Below are 22621 nucleotides of genomic sequence, written 5' to 3' on the forward strand. Positions count from 1 at the left end.
ACCTCAAATTCCAAGGAGGAAATAACAATGATTATCAATCACAATATTGCAGCTTTAAACACTTCTCGTTCTTTGAACAGTGCGTCTAGCGCACAAAGTAAATCAATGGAAAAACTATCTTCAGGTATGCGTATCAACCGTGCTGGTGATGATGCAGCAGGTCTAGCAATCTCTGAAAAAATGCGTGGACAGATTCGTGGTTTGGATCAAGCTTCTCGTAATGCACAAGATGGAATTTCATTGATTCAAACAGCTGAGGGTGCGCTTAACGAAACTCACGATATCTTGCAACGTATGCGTGAACTAGCAGTACAATCGGGTAACGATACTAACACAACAACAGATCGTACTAACATCCAAGATGAAGTAGATCAATTAGCAAAAGAAATTACTCGTATTTCGGATACAACTGAATTCAATACGAAAAAATTGCTAAATGGAGATGCATCTACAAATGCATTGACATTCCAAATTGGTGCAAACACAAGCCAAACAATGACCTTGTCTATCTCCAAATTGGATGCTTCTGAGTTGGGTGTAGGTAGTGGTACAGGCGAAGGCGTAACAGGTTTGGCAGTAAGTACAAATGCAAGTACAGCATCTGCAGCAATCAGCACAATCGATGCAGCGATCACAAAAGTATCGACTCAACGTTCGAAATTAGGTTCAGTACAAAACCGTTTGGAACACACAATTAACAACTTGGGTGCTTCTTCTGAAAACTTAACAGCAGCAGAATCTCGTGTACGTGACGTAGATATGGCTTCTGAGATGGTAAAACAAACGAAGAACTCGATCTTGTCTCAAGCAGCACAAGCAATGTTATCTCAAGCAAACCAACAGCCGCAAGGCGTATTGCAATTGCTTCGTTAATCTGTATCACCAAAGCGATCTCCATTATTGGAGGTCGCTTTTTTTATTTTAGATAAAATTATCGTAATTCTGTTATAAAATAAGTATAACTTGTAAGATAATAAACAAGCTTAACTATAAAGGAGGATAAAATTGAGTAATTTATCTTTAGTAATGATTGTTAAAAACGAGTCTGGAAAATTAAAACGATGTTTAGATAGTGTAAAAGATTTAGTAAATGAAATGATAATAGTGGATACAGGATCAGAAGATGATACCAAAGAAATAGCTCAATCCTATGGAGCAAAAATTTTTGATTATATATGGATACAAGATTTTTCTAAAGCTCGCAACTTTGCTTTACAACATTCTACAGGAGATTGGAATCTTGTTTTAGATGGCGATGAATACTTAAATGAGAATGAATGTGAAAAAATAAAAGAGTTTATCAAAGGACCTAATCGTATAGGTCGTATCAAACAAATAAATACATTTATGCAGGACGGAGAAATTAAAGAATCTCAAGCAATTATTTCCCGATTGTTTCCTAAAGGTTTATATTATGTCGGGGCTATTCATGAGCAAGTACATTCTATAGAATTGCCTCGTATAAATACAAATATTCATATCTATCATGATGGATATTTTCAAACAAACAAATCAGACCGAAATATTAAACTTCTTGAGCATGTAATATCTTCAAATCCTAATGATGCGTATATGTTGTTTCAACTTGCAAATGAATATAGAATACTAGGAGAATATGAGAAAGCAAATATTTTTTTTCAAAAGAGTTATGCTTTAATTACACCATATGATGGCTTTAAATCATTATTAGTAGTAGGTTATTTATACAACATTATTGCAAGTAAGAGTAATTGGAAACAGGGTTTAGATATTATTTCAAAAGAAATAAACAATCTTTCAGACTATCCAGATTTTTATTTTGTATGCGGGTATTTTTATATGGAATTAGTCTTTAGTAATGTAAACGAATATATTCATTATTTTTCTAATATTGAGCAATTTTATTTGAAATGCTTAGAAATCGGAGAAACTGATAAATACGATAGTGTAAAAGGTACTGGAAGTTTCCGAGCTGCCTATAATTTAGGTGTGTTTTACGAAACAAATAACAATCTAATTAAAGCAAAGCATTATTATGAATTATCAGCTGCACAAAAATATGAACCTGCTATAAATAGATTAAATAATTGTAATTTTGAAATAAATAATAATATCTAAATCCAAAATTAATATTGTAATTTGTTGTAAAATATTTAAAAAAACTATTCATAAATCATAAATACTGCCGATATATATATTAGCGGCCAAGAAGAACGTGATCGCGATCAACTTGACAGCAAACCAACTCAATAAGGGATCACACGGATGTGGTCACCTCAAATTCCAAGGAGGAAATAACAATGATTATCAATCACAATATTGCAGCTTTAAACACTTCTCGTTCTTTGAACAGTGCGTCTAGCGCACAAAGTAAATCAATGGAAAAACTATCTTCAGGTATGCGTATCAACCGTGCTGGTGATGATGCAGCAGGTCTAGCAATCTCTGAAAAAATGCGTGGACAGATTCGTGGTTTGGATCAAGCTTCTCGTAATGCACAAGATGGAATTTCATTGATTCAAACAGCTGAGGGTGCGCTTAACGAAACTCACGATATCTTGCAACGTATGCGTGAACTAGCAGTACAATCGGGTAACGATACTAACACAACAACAGATCGTACTAACATCCAAGATGAAGTAGATCAATTAGCAAAAGAAATTACTCGTATTTCGGATACAACTGAATTCAATACGAAAAAATTGCTAAATGGAGATGCATCTACAAATGCATTGACATTCCAAATTGGTGCAAACACAAGCCAAACAATGACCTTGTCTATCTCCAAATTGGATGCTTCTGAGTTGGGCGTAGGTAGTGGTACAGGCGAAGGCGTAACAGGTTTGGCAGTAAGTACAGATGCAAGTACAGCATCTGCAGCAATCAGCACAATCGATGCAGCGATCACAAAAGTATCGACTCAACGTTCGAAATTAGGTTCAGTACAAAACCGTTTGGAACACACAATTAACAACTTGGGTGCTTCTTCTGAAAACTTAACAGCAGCAGAATCTCGTGTACGTGACGTAGATATGGCTTCTGAGATGGTAAAACAAACGAAGAACTCGATCTTGTCTCAAGCAGCACAAGCAATGTTATCTCAAGCAAACCAACAGCCGCAAGGCGTATTGCAATTGCTTCGTTAATCTGTATCACCAAAGCGATCTCCATTATTGGAGGTCGCTTTTTTATATTAGCCAATTGCGCAAATATGCAATTTATCACTAACATTACATTGTCAAATCACCGATAAATATTGTATCAGTTATAGTTAGGAGAGAGATAATGACATATACAATATCACTTTGTATGATTGTGAAGAATGAAGAGAAAGTATTGGAAAAATGCCTGAGTAGTGTTCAAAATAAAGTAGATGAAATTATAATTGTAGATACGGGTTCTACAGATCGTACAATGGAAATTGCAGAAAAATATCAAGCAAAAATATATTCATTTGAATGGATTAATGATTTTGCTGCTGCTCGCAATCATTCTTTAGAGCAAGCGACTTCAGATTACCTGTTGGTGTTAGATGCAGATGAATATTTGGAAGAGGAATCAGATCTTAAGAAAGATGTTATTAACTACAAAGATTACTATATTATGCGTATCAAAAATTTCTTATCTAATAATAGAGTTTTGACGCATTCTGCTATTCGAATATTTAAAAATGATAAAGGATTACGCTATAAAAATCGGCTTCATGAACATCTTGATATTGATAAAATTGAAAACGAACTTAGTAGGGGCGAAGCTGCATCTATTATCCAGCATACAGGATATAAAAATGAAGTATTAGAAGAAAAAGATAAACGCAACCGTAATATGCCTTTAATGAAAATAGAAGTTAAAGAAAATCCTACAAGCTACAATTTGTATAATATGGCCAAACTTTATATGAATAATGAAGAATACGAAAAAGCATTTGAATATTTTAAAAAAGCATTTGTAGGCAGCGAAAATAGAATGTATCAACCAGAATTATTAACCAGAATGGCCTTTTGTCTAGATCAACTAGGCTTTACAGAAGATGGATTAAAAGTATTAGAGGATGCTGCAGAGTTATACCCAGAAGATACAGGTATATGGAATGAACGTGGAAATCTGTTTAAAAATGCAGGTTATTATCGAGATGCAGAATTAGCATGGTTAAAATGTTTATCTATTGGAGATAAAGGTGTTACGGTTGATGAAGGGGTAGGCAGTTATATTGCATACTTTAATTTAGCTGTATTATATGATATGCAAGGTAAGTTAGCAAAAAGTTATGAAATGATTGTTCAATCCATACAGACCAACATTGCCTTTGTACCTTCATTAAATAAATACTTTGAAATTGTTTTAAAAGCTAATATACCTTTAATAGATATTTATAATAATTTTAACTTACTATACAATGTAGCATCTGTTGAAGAGTTACAAAGACTATTAGATTTATTATATACTTTGCGTCATCCCCTATTACATGAGTATATAGAAAATAAAAATATCGTAGCTGAGACACATATATCTGCCATTTCTTATCAATATATTAAAAAATATGATCTTGCTCAGCAATACTGGAACGAAGTAGAAGAAATTAAAGAAGAGAATGCAATAGATATATTGACATTAGCTTTTATAAAAAAAGACCTAGATCTACTAATGCGTGCTAAAAGTATAATGAATATAAGTGAAAAAGAATATAAAATGATAAAGTCTTTGTTTAATGATCAAAGTATTAGATCTCAAAAACTCTCTTTAAATCTTAAAAATATTTTAATTGAACTTTTAGACAAATTAATCTATCTACAAGAATTTGATACATTACAAACAATATCGAATTTGCTTTCCGGGATGAATAGCGAATTTCAATATCGTTTTGGAAAATTGCTATCTGAAAAAGGATATGGTGAAGCTGCAATTGATGTATTAATAAAAGCATATAATCAAAATGAAAGTGATATTAATATCAATGTACTATTAGGTGATCTTTGTATAAGAGCAGGTTATTTGGAAGATGCACAATTGTTTTATACCAAATTAATCAAAATCAATTCAGAATATAGTTCATATGAACGTTATTATAATATAGCTGAAAAAATGAATGATGTAACAAAAATGGAAGAAGTCAAATCAATAATTCTAAAAAAATATCCTATTTCTAAATGGATATCAGTTATATAAACCAAAACGATAATGATTGTGAGTACAAAATTTATAGGATAGGAAGTAGTGCAGATGGCACTTAGAGTAGCAGTAATTGGAACAGGCAACATGGGGATTCATCATTTGAGAAACTATTATCACAATCCAGATGTAGAGTTGATAGGGTTTGTAGAAACAAATGAGAAGAATGCTGCAAAAGTTAAATCAAAGTATCCAATCGAACAGTTTATAAATTTTAAAGAGGTACTTGGAAAAGTTGACGCTGTTAGTATTGCTACTCCTACTTCTACTCATTTTGAAGTTGCTTCTTTTTTTCTTAATCATCAAATCCATGTCCTACTGGAGAAACCTATAACTGACAATATTGAAGAAGCAGAAAATCTAATTGAAATTGCTAAACAAAAAAATGTTTTATTATCTATTGGACATATTGAACGTTTTAACCCTGTTATTCAAGAACTAAAAGATATCCTAAAAAAAGAGAAGCCAGTCTTTATAGAAATTCATCGAGAAAGTCCTTTTGATTCTAGAATATATGATGTAGATGTAATATCTGATCTTATGATACATGATATAGACGCATTGTATTATATATTAAAAAGAAAACTCAATATTATATCTTCTATAGGTGTTAAAGTACATTCCAACAAAAACGATCTTGTGAATGTTCATTTAAGTAGTGATAATATTTTAATAAATATTATCACTAGCCGAGCTACTGAACAAAAAATTCGAAATTGGAGAGTTGTTTTAAAAGATAAATTAATTGAAGCCGATCTGTTAGAACGTAAATTGTATCTTTCCAGTAAAACAGAAGCGGGCAAAAAAATATTTGATACAAATACAGAACATCAATATAGTCAAGAACAAATAACGGCAAAGATTTTAATGAAAAATGATGAACCCTTACGAATAGAAATAGATAATTTTATTCAGTCTATTCTAGGAAACACTGTACTTGAGGTAGAAGGAAAAGATGGCTTAAAAGCATTAAAATTAATTAAAGCAATTCAGGACAGTATAATAACAATTTGAGGTCAGGATTAAGGAGTCAGTATGAATCGTATTTCAATTGCCAAACCATCCATAGATCATAATGAAATTGATGCAGTAATAGAAGTAATGAAAACAGGAGAATTGGCTCAAGGAAAATGGGTATACGAATTTGAAAACAAATTCTCACAAAAATTTGATCTGCCTTATTCTGCTGCGGTATGTAATGGAACGGTAGCACTTCATGTTGCGTTACAAGTTGCAGGTGTACAACCAGATGATCTTGTGTTAACTACTCCATTTACTTTTGTAGCTACTAGCAACGCTATTTTATATTGTGGAGCTATACCTATTTATGTAGATATTGATGAGCAGACTTATAATATCTCAATAGATTCGTTAAGAGAAATGATAGCGAAATATCCTCAAGCAAAATATTTGATGCTAGTTCATTTGTTTGGACAATCATGTGATATGAACGAAATTATTAAACTGACTAAAGAACATAATATTACGATTATAGAAGATTGTGCTCAGTCGCATGGAGCTACTTATGATTCTAAGCCAGTAGGAAGTTTTGGTATTGCGGGGACTTTTAGTTTTTATCCAACAAAAAATATGTCTACAGGTGAGGGAGGATTAATAACATCTACGCAGTCATCTGTTATAGAAGATTGCAAGTTGCTAATTAATCATGGATCAAATACTAGGTATGTTCATGAAGTACTAGGCTATAACTATAGAATGACTAATATGGCTGCAGCAATTGGTATTGAACAGCTAAAAAAAATAGATAATATGAATCAAAGACGTATAGAAAATGCTACTCAATATTTAGAAAATATAGATAATAAATGTATTAAGCTTCCTGTTACTATCAATGAAGCAAAACATGTTTTTCATCAATTTACGATTCAAACTACTCAAAGAGATCATTTAATTGAATATTTGACACAAAATAATATTGGTTCGGGCATATATTATCCTTATCCACTTCATCAACAAAAGCATATTGTTAATTATTTGAACGACAAAAATATAACTATACCAGAGTTGCCTGTCACAGAATTAGTGGCGCAGAAAGTGATATCTATTCCTGTTCATCCTTTATTAGAACAAAACGAAGTTGAATATATAATAGAAACTTTAAATAAGTATTCTGTTTAACACAATTACATTAAGAATGGGGGAATATTGTGGAGTTGTTAATGCAGCCAGTATATTTAGAAAAAATCAGTTATCAATTTGATTGTATTCTCATAGGAGAAAATATAGAAATATTAAAGTTTGGAAATTTAAGTACTAGAAGTGATAATCATAAATATCAATTAACTTATATTATGAACGAGAAATATTTAGAAGAATTCAATCGTTCTAATGTTGGAGCAGCTATTATTCACAGCAGCTTAAAAGATAAAATTGTCAACTTTAAAAGTTATTTATTAACAGAAATTAATCCGGAAACATTATTTTATACTATTTTTTTTGAATATAATTCACGAAATTATTTTAAAAATTTAAAAAAAAGCTCTAAAAACACTTCTATCATATCTTCTTCAGCTATTATCCATGATTCGGTAATTATAGGTGATGATTGTATAATTATGGATAATGTAGTTCTGATGCCTAACACAATAATAGGAGATCGAGTCAAGATCAAGCCTAATACGACTATTGGTGGAGATGGATTTCAAGTAAAAGAAGTAGATGGTATTAGAAAAATAGTACCTCATGTTGGAGGCGTTCAAGTAGGTAATGATGTGGAAATAGGATCCAATGTGTCTATTGATAAGGGTTTATTTGGAGAGTTTACGACTATAGGACATGAGACTAAGATTGATAACCAAGTATATATAGGACATTCTTCTGTCATTGGTAATAGAAATATTATAGCCGGTGGAAGCACTATAGCAGGCAATGTAATAACAGAAGAAAATATATGGGTAGGATTATCTGCATCTATTAACCAACTTTTAAAAATGGGGAAAAACAGCTTTATTGGAGCGAACTCAGCAGTCATTAAATCTATAAAGCAACATGAAAAAGTTGTAGGAGTACCTTCCAGAGTAATAGGTTGGGTCTGTGATTGTAGAAGTCCATTGAGAAAAAATGAAAATGAATTCATCTGTATAAACTGCTCAAAAACGTACAAATTAGATGTTGATTTAACTATGGAAAGAATATAACTTACTTAATTTAAATCTAAATCTAACATTTATTTTATCGTAAATGTTTATTTAGTCTGAGTAATTAACATAAAATTATTTATTTGTATTATTCGCTCTAAAGCTAATGATGTTTTTAACCGATATATATATTAAATAAATCATTGTCGGAGGTTAACGCTAATGAATGTTCAATTCTCATTTTCATCTAGTGGCACCTACAGTCCGTTGAATAACTCCAGTACTTCTCCTCAACCTAATGTTGTTCCTGCTACTGCTAATGTTAGTGAAATGAAGCAGATGGAAAAAGAAGGGGTCGTGTTACCTGTAGGACAAGAAGAGTTAATGCGAAGATTAGATCATGCTTTTAAAGCTTTATCCGGACCGGAGACTACACTACAAGTAAGCATGCATAAAGAAACCAATAGTATCATGGTTAAAGTATTAGATAAAGAAACGGGTAAAGTGATTCGCGAAGTACCTCCAGAAAAAACGTTAGATCTCGTAGCTAATATGATGCATATTGCTGGAATTTTGGTGGATAAGCGTACTTAATTATTTAAAAAATTGTAATACCAGGGAGGTTTATTTATGTCTTACATGTCTTCAGCATCCTCTGCTATTCGAGTAGGAGGATTAGCATCAGGAATTGATACAGATAGTATTGTTAAAAAATTAATGACAGCTGAACGTATTCCTTTAGATAAACTTAATCAAAATAAACAATTATTAGAGTGGAAAAGAGATTCTTATCGAGAAATCAATAGTAAACTTGTAGATTTTCGTCAAAATAAACTATCTCTTTATAAAAGTTCTGAGTCATTAAATGCTCAGAAAGCTACAGTCACAGGTAATACAACTGCGGTGACAGCGACAGCTACGGCTGGAGCAACAGGAATAGCAATGAGTGTTACAGTTAATCAATTAGCTTCTAAAGCTACTACTACCGGAGATGCTCTTACAACTTCTGATGGAAAAGCTAAAATGTCTACAAATCTGAGTCAACTTACAAATAACACTAGTGCTACCGAATATAAGCTAAAAGTAAACGATGTAGAAATGACTTTCCAGAGTACAGATAGTATTACTTCTGTGCTTTCAACTATCAACAGTAATAGCACCGCGAAGGTGTCAGCGACATTTGATGAAATTACAGGAAAATTTTCGATCACTTCAAAAGAATTTGGAGGAACTGTAAATATAGATCGAGATAGTACTTTTGCAAATCTAGCTGGAATGGGTACAAACAATACTAATACTGTAGTAACTGCTGCTCAACAAGCTAAAGTAAATATTAATGGAACAGATCTTACATTTGATAGTAATGTAAACACCATTAATGGAGTTCAGTTGAATTTTTTAGCTACATCTGGAACCAGTGGAGAAAGTAAAATTTCAACTCAAACAGATTCTAGCAAAGTGATCGAAACGGTGAAAGCATTTATTAGTTCTTATAACAGTATGCTTAGTACAATGAAATCGAAAACTGAAGAAACTAAATATAGAGATTTCGCTCCACTTACAACCGAGCAAAAAAAGGAACTTAGTGAAGATGAAGTGAAAACATGGAATGAAAAATCAATGAGTGGATTATTGAAGGGTGATGATATCCTTAAATCTGCTATGCAAGATATGCGTAATGTAATTACCACTGCATTAGGGAGTGTAGGAGGAGTAAGCCTACCTGATATGGGTATTACAACAGGTACGTATAGTGAGGGTGGTAAATTATATCTAGATGAAACGAAACTCAAAACAGCAATAGAAAAAAATCCACAAGGGATTATTACTACATTGCAAGGAAGTGACTCTAAGTCTGGTGTATTTAATCAACTATACAATAAGTTAAATGATACGATTGGTAAATTAGCAGATAAAGCGGGAACTTCAAGATTCAATGCCGATGTTACAGCAACATTTAGTACTAAAAGTAGTATGGCTAAAGAATTAACAGATTATAATAATCGCATTTTAGCTCTTACAAATCGTTTGAATGATCGGGAAACTCGTTATTATAAACAATTTACATCTATGGAATCGGCTCTGTCAAAATTGAATTCTCAATCAAGTAGTTTAACCAATTACCTAAGTTCGTAATTATATATTTTTAAAATTATAAAGGATGGTGTAATATGATTTCTTCACCTTACGAAAAGTACCGTCAAAATGCAGTACAAACTTCTCCAGGTCAACTTCTGATTATGTTATATGATGGTGCGATTCGGTTTGCAGTAGCAGCTATTGATGGAGTCAATCAACAAGATTATCAGAAGTCTAATACTAACTTTGGTAAAGCACAAGCTATTATTAGTGAATTATCAGCAACCCTTGATCATTCTTATGATATTGCAGAGAGTCTGGGCAAACTCTATGAATATATGAACTATTTATTCATCCAAGCAAATATTAAAAAATCAATAGAACCTGCTGAAGAAGCTTTAGGATATCTACGTGATCTTCGTGAGACATGGGTAGAAGCTAACAAATTGGCGCCGGGATCTAATGAAGTTAAGCATGGATAATCCACTCAATAAACTGTTGGAAATTAATAGAGACCATGTTAAGCGTATTAATAATTTGACGTATGAAGAAGTAGAGTCCTTATTTGAAATTCGCGATTCTCTAATATCAATGTTGCCAATATATTTCGAACAGCATTCAATCACTGTAGAAGATAAGCAATATATTGAATTGATTATAAAAGATGATATAATTTTCGCAAATAAAATAGAAGAATTGAAAAAAGATGCATCTGATTGGTTTGCTCAGCGAAATGTAGCAAAGTCTCAAAAAAACGCGTATGAATCTAAGTATGAAAATAATGGAATTTTAATGGATAAGCGAGAATAAAATAAATAGTTCTAGTTCATGAATGAACTAGAACTATTTATTTTATAACTTATTAAATAATAAATATATATCTTTATATAACAAAGTTATTCGTATAATTTATGGTGAAAATAATAACCTAATTAAGGAGTGAATTAACGTGAAAGTAGTTATTCTAGCAGGAGGAAGAGGTACTAGAATAAGTGAAGAATCACATTTGAAACCAAAACCGATGATTGAAATCGGTAATAAACCTATACTCTGGCATATAATGAAAATATATTCGTATTATGGATTTAATGAATTTATTATATGTTTGGGTTATAAAGGTTATGTTATTAAAGAATACTTTGCTAATTATTATCGCCATATGTCAGAAGCTACAACGTATGACTTTACTAGTTCTATACCTGTTGAAACCCATAAAAACTCAGTAGAACCATGGAAAGTAACATTAGTAGAAACCGGACTGCATACTTTAACAGGGAGCAGAATCAAAAGAATACAACCATATATAGGAAATGAATCATTTATGCTTACTTATGGAGATGGATTATCCAATATAAATATTGAACATTTGGTTGATTCTCATATAAAAAGTGAAAAAATTGCTACTATTTCAGCTGTGCAACCAGATGGACGCTTTGGAAGTTTAGAATTGAATGACCAATCAGTAACAGGTTTTAAAGAAAAAGTGAAAGGTGATGGTAGTTGGATAAATGGTGGTTTCATGGTATTTCAACCACAAATATTTGACTATATAAGTAATTATGAGACTACTATTTTAGAACAAGAACCTTTACAAAATTTAGCTTCTGATGGGCAACTAAATGCATATAAACATTATGATTTTTGGCAACCAATGGATACAATTCGTGAAAAAATTACACTTGATGAAATGTGGTCTGAACAAAGAGCGCCATGGAAAATTTGGGATAATTAAAACAGTCTTATGATCAAAATTCAAGTATGAAGGAGGTATTATGTTTAATTTGAGTTTGCCAATAGAGGATTTTAAATTGTATGTTTTACATCAATTAAATCATTTTTTTCCAGATAAAAAAAATCCTCAAAATGATAATAAGTTTCATAAAGCTTTTTTAAATTCGCTAGATCGTACAGAATATTGTTTTAAACATGTTGCATTACAATCATATCATTATAAAAACAAAACCTCTCTTTCACATACACATTCAGATCAATATACATTATTTCTTTGGTTTCTCTCAAATTCACTATGGAAAGAATATGAAGATCCAGAGCATGCTTCAAAAATATTTTATTTAAATAAGGTATTAAATGGTTTGACTTGTATGTACGATGCAGAAATGCCAGATATTTTTCTGGTTATTCATGGCGGAGGAATAATTCTGGGTAAAGCATCATACAGCGACTTTTTTGTTTGTTACCAAGGATGTACTGTAGGAGCTATCAATGGTGTTTATCCTGTTTTGGGAAAAGGAGTAGCTATGGCTCCTCAATCTTCTATTATTGGAGATTGCCAAGTAGGACATTCTGTTACAATTGGTAATCAGACTCTTTTGAGAAATAAACATTTGGAAGACAATTCAATTTGCTATAGAGATTCAGAAACTGGTGTTCAAAAAGTAGTGAAATCAAGAAGACAAGCATGGAGCCAATCATTTTTTAATACATCAATTTATTGAACTGAGGAATTTATATGCACAAAAAACATGTTTTGATAAGCGGGGCCGATGGTTATATTGCACTTCATGCTGCTGAACATTTAAAAAAAAATGGATATAAAGTTACAAGAGCTACAAGAAGCACAAATAGCGATGTAGAAATGGAATTTTCAAAACCTAAAGCAATAGCTGATTTGAAGATGTCCGGCATAGATGCCATGATTCATACTGTAACGCCAAATGAAATGTTATATAAATCAGATCCTTATTCGGCTATATCAGAAAATGCTATTGGCATACATGCTGCTTTAGATTTTTGTGTGAATAATCGCATAAAAGACTTTATTTATATTTCTAGTTTCCATATATTTGGAAATAAAGAAGGCGTACTAAATGAGCATATAGAAGGATCTCCTATAAATGATTATGGGTTATCACATTATAATGCTGAGCAAACTGTTAAAATGTTTGATAGAGCTAATAAATTAAACACCTGGATCATCAGACCATCTAACTTATTTGGAGTACCATATGATTTAAAGAAGTTTAAGAGATGGAATCTTATTCCCTTTTCTTTTTGTCTAGAAGCTGTAGATTATAATAAAATTACCTTGTTAACTCCAGGCACACAGTATCGTAATTTTGTAGGGATATTTGATGTATGCAATAAGCTACAGTGGTTGTTAGAAAATAGACCTAAAGAACGTATTATACATGCTAATGGGAAAGAAACCATGAACGTATTTCAATATGCTTCTTTAGTAAAAAAAGTAGCATGGGATCATTTTCAAATGCACATAGAGATTATCAAACCTGAAAATAATGAATTAATAAGACAGTTTGAATTTAGTAGCATTTTTAGTGAGGCTGAATTAAAGCCTGTTATGGAATTAGAAATCTTCGTAAAAGAATTATTAACTGTACTTATTAGTAGATCAGGGAAGGAGTGACTTATGTATGAATTGTTGCATTTGTAATAATTCTTCTTCTTTTTTAGAAAATTATAATGGAGCACCCCATGATTTAATGAGTGGCTACGATGCCGAAAATTTGTCTTTACATGATATTGAAATTTATCATTGTACATTTTGTGGTCATACTCAAATTCCTATGTATGTAAATAACAAGTATTACGATAATTATTCAATGGGTTCGTTTTGGGGTTCGAGTTTTACAAATGTTCGTATAGAGCAAGTTAAGCAGTTGGCTTCTATAACTTCTGCTAATTATCTGTTAGATATTGGATGTGGAGTTGGACATTATTTGGAACTAGCTCAAGAACATTTCAAAGAGGTATATGGAGTAGAACCATCAAAAGTTGCTGTAGAAATTGCTCGAGAAAAAGGTTTTACAGTTATAAATGATTATTTCCATACCGAAATAGCATTTGATTTATTATTCGATGCTATTACTATTATTGAAGTTTTAGAACATCTCGAGAAACCAGTTGAATTATTTAAACAAGCTGCGAAATTACTCAACGACAATGGAGTATTGCTAGTTGAAGTTCCTAATGGACAGCGTATATATGAAAAAAAACTTTATAATAATCTGTGTACTGATCATATACAATACTTTTCAATACTTAGTCTTTCTATTATGGCCCATCAAGCTGGTCTAACAGTTATACGTGTACAGGAAGCAGAAAATCCTAATCTATTAGAGCTATATGCTAGAAAAAATTCTAACTCAAATATTGAAACTTTTAGCGAAAAAAGAAAAAACGAGTTAAATGCACTTTTATCTAAAATAGATACTTCGTCTAAAATCGCAGGGTGGGGAGCAGGTGCAGAATCAGCTTGTTTTTTAACTATGCTTAAAAATAAAATTGATATTAAATGCATATTTGATAGCGATCAATCCAAGCATAATCATCATATGATGACTATACCTATTGTTGAGCCGACTACAGAAAGGATAAAAGAATACGATTGTATTATTTTGTTTGCTAATTCTCATAAGAATCAGATTAAACAGCAACTAGATCAATTGGGATATATGGGAAATATTATTAATTTTGAAGAAGTTGCATTTTAATTTTAGATTTTCTTTAAAGCAAGATAAAATGATAAAGGGGAATCAAGATGATAATCGAGTCAACTCCATTAAAAGATGCATTTATTTTTAAACAAGAACCTATTGAAGATGAGAGAGGTTACTTTTCTAGAACTTTTTGTAGAAAAACGTTAAACACATATGGAATTGAGTTTGAAATGGTTCAATCCAATATGGCATTTAATCGATATTCTAAAACACTTCGTGGTATGCATTTCCAAAAACCGCCATTTAGTGAACAAAAAATTGTTTCTTGTTTACAAGGAGCAATTTATGATGTGATTATCGATATTAGATTAGAAAGTCCCACTTTTGGTCAATGGTTTGGAACTATGTTATCTAAAAACAATATGTCTTCACTATATATACCTAAAGGATTTGCTCATGGTTATCAAACATTAGAAGATAACAGTTCTATTAGCTATATGGTGAGTGAAAACTATACTCCATCTCATGAATCGGGAATCCGTTGGAATGATGAGGCTTTTAAGATAGACTGGCCAGTCACAGACGGATTACTTGTATCTGACAAGGATAGAAACTGGATTGATTTTAGAAGAGACATTGATGGAATACGTTAATTATAAGGGAGACTTTAATGGATAATCACAGCTCTGTGGAATTAATGGATAGTTTGAGAATTGGTCGCGAAGGAATTCTTTATTTAGAAAACTGTATTAATAACGGCGAAATTAATCTGTCTGATTTAAGATTACTAGACGATTTAATAGATTTGATGAATTTAGTTGAGAATATAGTTCAACAAGCAATAAAACCTCATCGGGTAAAAGAGATAAATGATAATATTAAATTTTATATAGAGTGCCTCAAAAATAGTGTTTTAATTGAAGATGTCCAATCTTTCTTATATGATTTTCGTTTTCATTTCAAATCTCTTTATCGAATTTTAGAATACGAAGTTGCCTATATTTTAGAAAAAGATATCGATAAAAATCATTATCCAGAATATTATCCTGATGTTAGTGTCATTGATCATAATAATATTATAGAAATAGGAAATAAGGCGCGTTTTAAAGTTAGTATTGTTCTTCTAGCTTATAATAATATTGATTACACACGTGATTGTGTAGAAAGTATTATCAAACATACAAAAGATATCGATTATGAGCTTATTTTAGTAGACAATGGTTCTACTGATGGTACAAAAGAATATTTTCAAAGTATATCTAATGCCAAAGTGATCTATCTAAAATATAATATCCACTTGGTAAAAGGATTCAATATAGGATTAATGGCTGCAGAAGGAAAATACTGTGCAGCAGTATGTAATGACTTTATATTCACCCCGAATTGGTTACACAATCTTATGATCTGTATTGAATCAGATCCCACAATAGGATTTGTTTCCCCAGGAGCTACTTCTATTTCTAATATGCAACAAATTAATATTCCTTTTAATTCTAAAGAAGAATTTGAACAAAAAGCAGAACAATATAATATAAGTGATCCTAGAAAATGGGAAGAACGAATAGTTCTATTACCTAATGTGCTATGTTGCCCTACAGCCTTATTGGATTACATTGGTTATTATGATACTCGGTTTTATAGAGGTGAATTTCTAGATGATGATATTAGTTTCAGAATCAGACGTGCAGGTTACAAATTGATTTACTGTGCAGATACTGTTACTCATCATTATGGCAGTCTCACGACTTCTATTGATCATCAAAGTAATTCTTTAGAAGAAGGACGAAAAACTTTTTATGAAAAATATGATTTGGATGCTTGGACAGAAGCACGTATGAATAGAGCATATCTAGAGATTAACTTCAATCAATTAGCTACTACAAAATCAATATTAGGAATTGACACAAAGTGTGGAGCAACATTATTACAAATTAAAAACAGCTTATGGTCTGCTCATGAGATAACTCCTAATATTTTTACTGCTTCATCAGAAACAAGATATTTGACCGATTTAAAAACTTTTGCTGAGAATAGTTTTGTATTTAATTATTTTGGTCAACTTTTTAGTAAAATCGATAAAAAAGTGGATTTGATATATATTGAGCAACCTCTTAACTTTTATAGTGATGATTTGGAAACTATATTTACAGTTTGCGCTCAACTTCTTGAGAATAAAGGTAAACTTGTATTTATGATTAAAAATATGATCAGTATTGAATCCATTTACAATATGTTAGGTAATGCAAATAATATGCATAATACTAAATTATATGTTTCAGATACACTCTATACGCAAGCTGAGACAATTGGATTTAATATTGACTTTGCTACAAACATTTCTTTGCAAAAAGACACAGGTACTGAAACGATAATTTCTGAAATGTCTGATGTGTTAGCCAGAGGAAATGAACGTGAATCTGAATATATAAAGTCAAAAATAAGCTCTGAGTTTACTATATATGAATTAACTTATCAAAACCGTAAATAATGAAAGTTATAAAGTGAGGGGAGCTTAAATTTGATGATGGGAAGTAAATTGAATAAATCATTTTGGAAAGATAAAAACGTTTTTTTAACAGGTCATACAGGATTTAAAGGTAGCTGGCTTAGTCTATGGCTTTATAAGCTAGGTGCAAATGTTACTGGATATTCACATCCTGCTCCTACTTCACCTTCTCTGTTTGAAATAGCCAGAATTGAGGAACTCTTAACAAATTCATTTATTGGAGATATTAATAATTACAAATTTTTATGTGAATCTATACAAAAAGCAAAGCCAGAAATAATCATTCATATGGCGGCTCAACCTTTAGTTCGAAAATCTTATGATGATCCTATAGAAACATATCAAACAAATGTTATGGGCACAGTTCATATTATGGAAGCAGCAAGAACATGTAGTTCTTTAAAAGCAATTTTGAATGTAACTACAGATAAATGTTATGAAAATAAAGAATGGGAATGGGGATATAGAGAATATGAATCTTTAGGAGGACGTGATCCATATTCTAATAGCAAAGCATGTTCCGAGTTAGTTACTGCATCTTATCGTGACTCTTTCTTATCCACACTAGATATTAAAGTTGCAACTGCTAGGGCAGGTAATGTAATTGGTGGAGGAGACTGGGCAGAAGATCGTTTGATTCCTGATTTGTTAAAATCTTTGACAAACCAGAAAGAAATTCAAATAAGAAATCCACATGCAATTAGACCTTGGCAACATGTATTAGAACCATTAAAAGGGTATCTTTTATTATGTGAGAATCTAGTTTTAAACGGAAAAGATTATGCGCAAGCTTGGAATTTTGGACCATTGGATAGTGAAATAAAGAATGTTAAATGGATTGTTGAACATATGTTAGAAAAATGGCCTAAGAAAAACTATGGATATAGTATCTTAACACAAGACATAAAATTAGAAGCAAGTATATTAAAATTAGATTCTTCTAAGGCTACTAAAAAAATTGGATGGGAACCAAATTGGTCATTGGACGAAACATTAGATTCTATTATTGAGTGGGAAGTTAAGTATCAAGAGAATAAAGATATGAGAACTGTTTGTGAAGAACAAATTGCTAAATATGAACTTTGAATTTATTATACTATTTAACAAGCCTAATAAATAATCAATCTACCTATTTTAAATGTAATAAAATACCATGAAAGTATTTACTTTACCAATTGACATTTACCCACCAAATTTGGTATATTTAGAGGCGTAGGCAATGTCTTACTCTACTTATTTGATAACGAAGGGAATGTTATTGCATGAATGGTAAAGTAAAATGGTTTAACGCAGAAAAAGGATATGGTTTTATTGAGACTGAAGAAGGCGGAGACGTATTTGTACACTTTTCTGCGATTCAAACTGAAGGTTTCAAAACGTTAGAAGAAGGTCAATCCGTAGAATTCGACATCGTTGAAGGCGCGCGTGGACCACAAGCAGCTAACGTTATCAAATTATAATCATCCTTCGGCATTTGCCAACCTACATAGGTATTATTGATGGTTACACATTTGAATAATCAGCTAAGGCTCCGGAACACTCCGGAGCCTTTTTCTATAGTATGACTATTGTATGAATAGTTTACTTAGTTACTGAGCAATAAGTTTCGGATATCTGTCACATTGTAAGCGATTGGATTAAGGTCAGATTGGTTAATGGAACACAAGGGCGGCATAATAGATGAACTATTTTCGACTATGTATTTATAGGTAGAAGAGAGTAGTTTTGAGGATTTTGCAAGCGTTTGACAGAACTCTATTTATATTTTTAAGACTAAAATATAAAGTCAGACGCGGGTACTCTGACGGCTAGATTTGACAATAGATTGTCACTGCTAATTTGCACCAGTATCCTTTTTACATGCCGTTAACATCTATGTTATAATTCCCTAAAGGAGGAGTGCCTTATGAACTTTGTTATACGTGGTCAACAAATCGATGTTACAGATGCTATGAAAGATTATGTGGACAAAAAGTTAGGCAGACTTGAAAGATATTTTGATTCACCTCCCGTTTCTGACGGAACGGTTACACTTAGTGTCAATCGTGGACAGCACACAGTAGAGGTTACAATCCCTCTCCCTGGACTTATTTTACGTGCAGAAGATCGCAGTGAAGATATGTATTCTTCGATCGACTCTGTAGTAGATAAGCTGGAACGTCAGATTCGCAAACATAAAACTAAATTAAATCGTAAATTCCGCCAAGAGGGAAGCTTGAAATCCTTCTTCGTAGAAGATCCTACGGCTGCTGCACTTGCTGTTGCTGAGGATGCGGATATTGAAAATGAATTAGATGAATTGGAAGTTGTACGTAACAAACGCTTCCTCCTAAAACCGATGGATGTAGAAGAAGCTATCTTGCAAATGAATATGATTGGACATACATTCTTTGTATTCTCCAACGTAGACACTCAAGAAGTAAACGTTGTTTATCGTCGTGACGATGGTAAATACGGATTGATTGAACAAGAATAAGTGATTATTGATATACAACCAGAGCCTTATCCTTCGGGATAGGCTCTTTTTACGTGCAAAAATTGTACAACCCGCTCTACAGTGCGGTATAATAAGACTTGAACGATTTAAGAAACATTTTGTATTCTTTTGCGTAATAATGTAGAAGAGTTCTCAAAAAATGATGACGAACATCATATGGATATAGTCAGGCACGGGATATAGTGATCTTGTGTCCTATTGAAATTTTATCATATACCAAAAATGTATAGGAAATGCGCTGTTTTGTTGCGGCTTTTCCCTGAAACTGGTACAATTTATTGCAACTGAGGTTATTGAATAATCCCCCATAAGCGTTACGGTAATTGCATTATTCAATAATCTATCTCTGTTTTGCGCGAAAGGGGTAAACCATGCTAGGACTTGTGAAGAAAATTTTTGGCGATACCAATGAACGTGATGTTAAACGTCTATTGAAAACCGTCGAGATCATTAATAAAATGGAACCGGAATTTGAGGCATTGTCTCATGAGGAAGTACAAGCCAAAACGGCTGAATTCCGCGAACGTCTGGAAAAAGGAGAAACACTGGATCAACTATTGCCAGAAGCATTCTGTACTGTACGTGAAGCTTCCAAACGTGTGCTAGGCATGCGTCATTTTGACGTACAATTGATCGGTGGTGTCGCTCTGCATGAAGGAAGAATCGCAGAGATGAAAACAGGTGAAGGTAAAACACTTGTAGGAACACTTCCTGTATATCTAAATGCACTTGCTAGTAAAGGTGTGCATGTCGTTACAGTTAATGATTATTTGGCTCAACGTGATAGTCTACAAATGGGTCGCATTTATAACTTCTTGGGCATGACTGTAGGGGTTAACCTGAACGGTATGCAACATGACGAGAAGCAAGCGGCTTATGCTTGTGATATCACTTATGGTACAAATAATGAATTTGGATTTGATTACTTGCGTGACAATATGGTGTTGTACAAAGAACAAATGGTACAACGTCCATTGTACTTCTGTATTATTGATGAAGTAGATTCGATCTTGATCGATGAAGCACGTACACCACTTATTATTTCAGGACAAGCACAGAAATCAACTGAATTGTATTTTGCAGCAGACCGCTTTGTAAAAACATTGAAAATGGAAGAAGATTTCAATGTCGATATCAAAGTAAAATCTGTAGCATTAACTGAAAAAGGTGTTGAAAAAGCAGAGAATTTCTTCGGCTTAGAAAACCTATATGACAACAAAAATGTAACGATCAATCACCATGTAGTACAAGCGCTAAAAGCAAACACAATCATGCGTCGTGACGTAGATTATGTTGTTGCTGATGGCGAAGTATTGATCGTAGATGAATTTACAGGTCGCTTAATGGCGGGTCGTCGTTATAGCGATGGTCTACACCAAGCGATCGAATCGAAAGAATCCTTGAAAGTACAAAACGAAAGTATGACACTGGCAACAATCACGTTCCAGAACTACTTCCGTATGTACAAAAAGCTTGCAGGTATGACAGGTACAGCGAAAACAGAAGAAGAAGAATTCAAAAAGATCTACGGTCTAGAAGTACTTCAAGTACCGACTAACCGTGTGAATCAACGTGAAGACTTTGCTGATGTTGTCTATAAGAGCGAAGAAAGTAAATTCCGCGCTGTTGTTGACGAAATCGTTGTACGTCATGAGAAAAACCAACCGATTCTTGTCGGTACAGTATCGATTGAGAACTCTGAACGTCTTTCTGAAATGCTAAAACGTAAAGGTATTAAGCATCAGGTCCTCAATGCAAAATACCATGCAGAAGAAGCAGAAATTATTGCACGCTCCGGTCAACCAGGTACAGTAACGATCGCTACTAACATGGCTGGACGTGGTACAGATATTTTACTTGGTGAAGGTGTAAAAGACACAGGTGGCTTGCATATTATCGGTACAGAGCGTCATGAATCTCGCCGTATTGATAATCAGCTTCGTGGTCGTGCCGGTCGTCAAGGAGATCCAGGTTCTACCCAGTTCTACCTTTCTCTAGGTGATGAACTAATGAAACGCTTTGGTGCAGATAATGTAATGAATATGATGGAAAAATTGGGCTTTGAAGAAGATCAACCGATTGAAAGTCGTATGATTACACGTGCTGTAGAATCTGCTCAAAAACGTGTTGAAGGTAGTAACTTTGATATGCGTAAAATCGTATTGCAATATGATGATGTGATGAACAAACAACGTGAAATTATTTATAAACAACGTCGTGAAGTATTGGAATCTGATAATATTCGTGAAGTTGTATTGCAAATGATTAAACCTTGTATTGAGCGTATCGTAGAAGTCCATTGTAATGACGATATCCCTGAGAACTGGGAACTTCAAGCGATTGCAGATTATGTGAACAATAACTTCTTGCAAGAAGGTACGATCACAGAACAAGAACTACATGAGCAAGAAAAAGAAGAGATGGTTAACTATTTATTCGAGCGTGTAGAACTTCGTTACTTGCAACGTGAAAAAGAAATTGGCGAAGAAATGGTTCGCGAATTTGAAAAAGTTGTTGTTCTTCGTGCAGTTGACCGTAAATGGATGGATCATATTGATGCGATGGAACAATTGCGTCAAGGTATTCATCTTCGTGCTTACGGTGGTACAGATCCTTTGCGTGAGTACCAATTTGAAGGCTTCGAAATGTTTAACCAAATGATCGCTGAAATTCAAGAAGAAGTAGCTACTTATGTTATGAGAGCACAAATTGCAAGTAACCAGGAACGCGAAGCGGTTGTGGATGAAAGCAAAATGAGCACAAGTGGTGGCGAAACGGCTGAAAAACGTCCGTCTCGTGAAGAACGTCGTCGTAGACGTAAATAATAAATCAATCGTCTGAAATGAATATAGATTGTTGTATCCCAAGAGACACT

Annotated in this window: 21 protein-coding genes; all 21 read left to right on the plus strand. The window is 32.8% G+C overall.

Annotated elements, in window-relative coordinates; all coding sequences use genetic code 11:
• Nucleotides 1-27: 27 nt before the first annotated feature.
• The 21 genes from hag (PQ460_RS03145) (at nt 28) to secA (ending at nt 22571) form a co-directional block, all read left to right on the plus strand.
• A complete protein-coding gene (gene hag / locus PQ460_RS03145; protein WP_274171764.1) occupies nt 28-873 on the plus strand; it encodes a flagellin Hag in 846 nt (281 codons plus the stop codon).
• A 132-nt stretch (nt 874-1005) separates the two neighbouring features.
• Nucleotides 1006-2097 carry a tetratricopeptide repeat-containing glycosyltransferase family 2 protein gene (locus PQ460_RS03150; RefSeq protein WP_274171765.1) on the plus strand — a complete coding sequence of 364 codons (1092 nt, stop codon included), beginning with the start codon at nt 1006-1008 and terminating at the stop codon, nt 2095-2097.
• Nucleotides 2098-2279: 182 nt separating this feature from the next.
• Entirely contained in the window at nt 2280-3125 is an 846-nt protein-coding gene (gene hag, locus PQ460_RS03155; protein WP_274171766.1) for a flagellin Hag, read from the plus strand.
• A gap of 139 nt (nt 3126-3264) precedes the next feature.
• On the plus strand, nt 3265-5145 hold the full coding sequence (locus tag PQ460_RS03160) for a glycosyltransferase (RefSeq protein ID WP_274171767.1): 1881 nt from the start codon (nt 3265-3267) through the stop codon (nt 5143-5145).
• 54 nt (nt 5146-5199) lie between these two features.
• Complete coding sequence (locus PQ460_RS03165) at nt 5200-6162, plus strand: Gfo/Idh/MocA family protein (RefSeq protein ID WP_274171768.1); 963 nt, start codon at nt 5200-5202, stop codon at nt 6160-6162.
• A 21-nt stretch (nt 6163-6183) separates the two neighbouring features.
• Nucleotides 6184-7287 (plus strand): DegT/DnrJ/EryC1/StrS family aminotransferase, encoded by a 1104-nt coding sequence (locus tag PQ460_RS03170; RefSeq protein ID WP_274171769.1) that lies wholly within the window; start codon nt 6184-6186, stop codon nt 7285-7287.
• A gap of 29 nt (nt 7288-7316) precedes the next feature.
• Nucleotides 7317-8306, plus strand: coding sequence for a hypothetical protein (locus tag PQ460_RS03175; protein WP_274171770.1), 990 nt, complete (start codon nt 7317-7319; stop codon nt 8304-8306).
• Nucleotides 8307-8468: 162 nt separating this feature from the next.
• Entirely contained in the window at nt 8469-8840 is a 372-nt protein-coding gene (locus PQ460_RS03180) for a flagellar protein FlaG (RefSeq protein ID WP_274171771.1), read from the plus strand.
• 36 nt (nt 8841-8876) lie between these two features.
• Nucleotides 8877-10382: a flagellar filament capping protein FliD gene (fliD, locus tag PQ460_RS03185; protein ID WP_274171772.1), complete on the plus strand. Its 1506-nt coding sequence runs from the start codon at nt 8877-8879 to the stop codon at nt 10380-10382.
• Between the two features lie 35 nt (nt 10383-10417).
• Nucleotides 10418-10807: a flagellar export chaperone FliS gene (gene fliS, locus PQ460_RS03190; protein WP_274171773.1), complete on the plus strand. Its 390-nt coding sequence runs from the start codon at nt 10418-10420 to the stop codon at nt 10805-10807.
• On the plus strand, nt 10800-11135 hold the full coding sequence (locus PQ460_RS03195) for a hypothetical protein (RefSeq protein WP_274171774.1): 336 nt from the start codon (nt 10800-10802) through the stop codon (nt 11133-11135). The genes fliS and PQ460_RS03195 overlap by 8 nt, the downstream gene beginning before the upstream one ends.
• A gap of 139 nt (nt 11136-11274) precedes the next feature.
• Nucleotides 11275-12057 (plus strand): glucose-1-phosphate cytidylyltransferase, encoded by a 783-nt coding sequence (gene rfbF, locus PQ460_RS03200; RefSeq protein WP_274171775.1) that lies wholly within the window; start codon nt 11275-11277, stop codon nt 12055-12057.
• A gap of 40 nt (nt 12058-12097) precedes the next feature.
• Nucleotides 12098-12781, plus strand: a complete 684-nt coding sequence (locus PQ460_RS03205; protein WP_274171776.1) for an LbetaH domain-containing protein — start codon at nt 12098-12100, stop codon at nt 12779-12781.
• Nucleotides 12782-12795: 14 nt separating this feature from the next.
• A complete protein-coding gene (locus PQ460_RS03210; RefSeq protein ID WP_274171777.1) occupies nt 12796-13710 on the plus strand; it encodes an NAD-dependent epimerase/dehydratase family protein in 915 nt (304 codons plus the stop codon).
• A 7-nt stretch (nt 13711-13717) separates the two neighbouring features.
• Nucleotides 13718-14797 (plus strand): class I SAM-dependent methyltransferase, encoded by a 1080-nt coding sequence (locus PQ460_RS03215; protein WP_274171778.1) that lies wholly within the window; start codon nt 13718-13720, stop codon nt 14795-14797.
• 47 nt (nt 14798-14844) lie between these two features.
• Nucleotides 14845-15396: a dTDP-4-dehydrorhamnose 3,5-epimerase gene (gene rfbC / locus PQ460_RS03220; protein ID WP_274171779.1), complete on the plus strand. Its 552-nt coding sequence runs from the start codon at nt 14845-14847 to the stop codon at nt 15394-15396.
• 17 nt (nt 15397-15413) lie between these two features.
• The gene (locus PQ460_RS03225) at nt 15414-17231 is read left to right on the plus strand and encodes a glycosyltransferase family 2 protein (RefSeq protein ID WP_274171780.1); all 1818 of its coding nucleotides are present in this window, start codon (nt 15414-15416) and stop codon (nt 17229-17231) included.
• Nucleotides 17232-17267: 36 nt separating this feature from the next.
• Nucleotides 17268-18335: a CDP-glucose 4,6-dehydratase gene (gene rfbG, locus PQ460_RS03230; protein WP_443147204.1), complete on the plus strand. Its 1068-nt coding sequence runs from the start codon at nt 17268-17270 to the stop codon at nt 18333-18335.
• 176 nt (nt 18336-18511) lie between these two features.
• Nucleotides 18512-18709: a cold shock domain-containing protein gene (locus PQ460_RS03235; RefSeq protein ID WP_204827184.1), complete on the plus strand. Its 198-nt coding sequence runs from the start codon at nt 18512-18514 to the stop codon at nt 18707-18709.
• A 446-nt stretch (nt 18710-19155) separates the two neighbouring features.
• Nucleotides 19156-19725 carry a ribosome hibernation-promoting factor, HPF/YfiA family gene (hpf, locus tag PQ460_RS03240; RefSeq protein WP_204827185.1) on the plus strand — a complete coding sequence of 190 codons (570 nt, stop codon included), beginning with the start codon at nt 19156-19158 and terminating at the stop codon, nt 19723-19725.
• Nucleotides 19726-20117: 392 nt separating this feature from the next.
• Complete coding sequence (gene secA / locus PQ460_RS03245; protein ID WP_273613733.1) at nt 20118-22571, plus strand: preprotein translocase subunit SecA; 2454 nt, start codon at nt 20118-20120, stop codon at nt 22569-22571.
• Nucleotides 22572-22621 lie beyond the last annotated feature (50 nt).

Source organism: Paenibacillus sp. KACC 21273 (assembly GCF_028736095.1).
GTDB classification, from domain to species: domain Bacteria; phylum Bacillota; class Bacilli; order Paenibacillales; family Paenibacillaceae; genus Saccharibacillus; species Saccharibacillus kyungheensis.